The sequence below is a fragment of the Microbacterium sp. ISL-103 genome, from assembly GCF_018613995.1.
Classification (GTDB): domain Bacteria; phylum Actinomycetota; class Actinomycetes; order Actinomycetales; family Microbacteriaceae; genus Microbacterium.
This window is the reverse complement of record NZ_JAGGPD010000651.1, coordinates 1-2125: the sequence shown is the minus strand read 5'-3', so window position 1 is coordinate 2125 and position 2125 is coordinate 1. Positions and strand designations below refer to the sequence as shown.

3 protein-coding genes and 1 pseudogene are annotated in these 2125 nt (G+C 69.1%); all 4 read left to right on the top strand.

Annotated elements, in window-relative coordinates; genetic code table 11:
- On the top strand, positions 1 to 914 hold a 914-nt coding region (xseA, locus tag J7E68_RS19150), incomplete at its 5' end, for an exodeoxyribonuclease VII large subunit (RefSeq protein ID WP_215175126.1).
- A 31-nt stretch (positions 915 to 945) separates the two neighbouring features.
- A pseudogene (locus tag J7E68_RS19145) lies at positions 946 to 1170 on the top strand (exodeoxyribonuclease VII small subunit); the annotation flags it as partial.
- A gap of 11 nt (positions 1171 to 1181) precedes the next feature.
- Complete coding sequence (locus J7E68_RS19140; RefSeq protein WP_311417437.1) at positions 1182 to 1826, top strand: DUF4245 family protein; 645 nt, start codon at positions 1182 to 1184, stop codon at positions 1824 to 1826.
- Positions 1823 to 2125, top strand: a 303-nt coding sequence (locus tag J7E68_RS19135) for a carbonic anhydrase (RefSeq protein WP_285225722.1), incomplete at its 3' end; no start/stop codon positions are given. The genes J7E68_RS19140 and J7E68_RS19135, both read left to right, overlap by 4 nt.

Below are 2125 nucleotides of genomic sequence, written 5' to 3'. Positions count from 1 at the left end.
TCGGCAACCAGCTCGAACGGCTCGAGAAGCTCCGCCTGCAGCTACGACAGGAGGGGCTGATCGATCCCTCCCGCAAGAAGCGCCTTCCGTTCCTCCCGCATGTGATCGGGCTGATCACCGGCGAGAAGTCCGACGCCGAGAAGGACGTGCACCGCAATGCCGAGCTTCGCTGGCCGCAGGTGCGTTTCCGCCCCGAGTACGCGGCTGTGCAGGGCGACCGCTGCGTACCCGACACTCTGGCCGCGCTCGCCAGGCTCGACGCCGACCCCGACGTCGACGTGATCGTCATCGCCCGAGGCGGTGGCGACCCGCAGACCCTTCTCGGCTTCAGCGACGAACGGCTCGTACGAGCCGTCGCCGCCGCATCCACTCCCGTCGTCAGCGCGATCGGACACGAGAACGACCGTCCGCTGCTCGACGACGTCGCCGACCTGCGCGCCTCGACGCCGACGGATGCCGCGAAGCGCGTCGTGCCCGACGTCAGCGAGCAGCGTGCGCTGATCGCCCAGCTGCGGTCGCGAGCGACGACCAGGCTGACGCAGCGGTTGTCGCACGACATCGCCCAGCTCGAGCAGCTGAGATCGCGCCCGGCACTGCGATCGCCCGACCCGATCATCGACTCGCGCTCGCAGGACGTCTGGCTGCTGCTCTCGCGTGGACGCGACACGATCACGCGGCGACTCGATTCCGCCGGACGCGCGACCAGCGAACTGCGAGCGTCCCTGCGCGCGCTCTCCCCCGCCGCGACGCTGGCCCGCGGCTACGCCATCGCCCATCTCGACGGCGGCGTGATCCTTCGCGATGCCGCGGATGCACCGGCCGGCAGCGCTCTGACCATCACCGTCGACCGCGGCTCGGTCGCCGCCCGTTCCGAGGGCGAGATCGCAGAAGGAACAGCCCCCCGCACCGGCTGAGGGTCGCCTGCGTCTCGCGTAGGATGAAGGGGTGAGTGCGCTGAACGACACCCCTGTGGACACCCTGTCGTTCGAGGCCGCTCGAGATGAGCTCGTGAAGGTCGTCTCCGAACTCGAACAGGGCGCGCCGACGCTCGAGCAGTCACTGGCTCTGTGGGAACGCGGCGAAGCACTCGCCGCCCGTTGCGGGGAATGGCTGCTGGGCGCGAAGCGCAGGCTCGAGGCTGCGCGCTCCGCCGCATCCGATCCTTCAGACGAGGACGAGTCGTGGACAAGCCCGCTCCGATCGTCGCCGAACTCGGTCGACCCGAGACACCTTCCGAGACGGCTGCGCGCAAGGCGGCGTCGAGCAAGGCCTATCGATCGAGCCAGACCATTCGCAGCCTGGTCGCCGCCCTCATCGCCACCCTGGCGATCGTCGCGGTGATCTTCTTCGCGGTTCCGCGCGGCGAGCCCGCGAACAGCCCGACCATCGACCTCGCCGGCATCGCCGCCGACGTCGAATCGACGATGGACAGCCCCATCATCGTCCCCGACCTCGACGACTTCTGGCGGGTCAACGCGGCGGGCCTCACCAGCGGCGCGACACCGGTGTGGGATGTGACGCTCGCGCCCTCCGCCGAGGACGAGCGCGGGTTCATCAAGATGGCGCAGGCATTCGACACGGATTCGTCGTGGGCGCCGCAGCGCCTGAACGGCACGGCCCCCACCGACACCACGTCGATCGGCGGCCTGGAATGGGACGTCTACGAGCTCGGTGACGCCGGCGCGAAGCAGAACATCACCTATGCGATCGGAACCCAGGCGGGCGAGGACTACCTGCTGCTCTACGGTTCGCGATCCGCGGACTCCACCGGCGAACTCGCCGAATCCCTCGTCCCTCAGATCCGCGACCTCTCGGAGAACCGATGACCCATGCGCTCACTCCCGCCGCCGCCTGGAAGCAGATGCAGGAGGGCAACCAGCGATTCGTGGACGACGCACCGCGTCACCCGAACCAGGACGTCGCGCGACGCAAGCACCTGGCCGAAGCACAGCATCCGGTCGCCACCCTGTTCGGATGCTCGGACTCGCGCCTCGCCGCCGAGATCATCTTCGACCTCGGCCTCGGCGATCTGTTCGTGGTGCGCAACGCCGGACAGGTGATCGGCGAATCGATCGTCGCGAGCCTCGCGTACGCCGTCGCGGTGCTGCACGTGCCGCTGATCGTC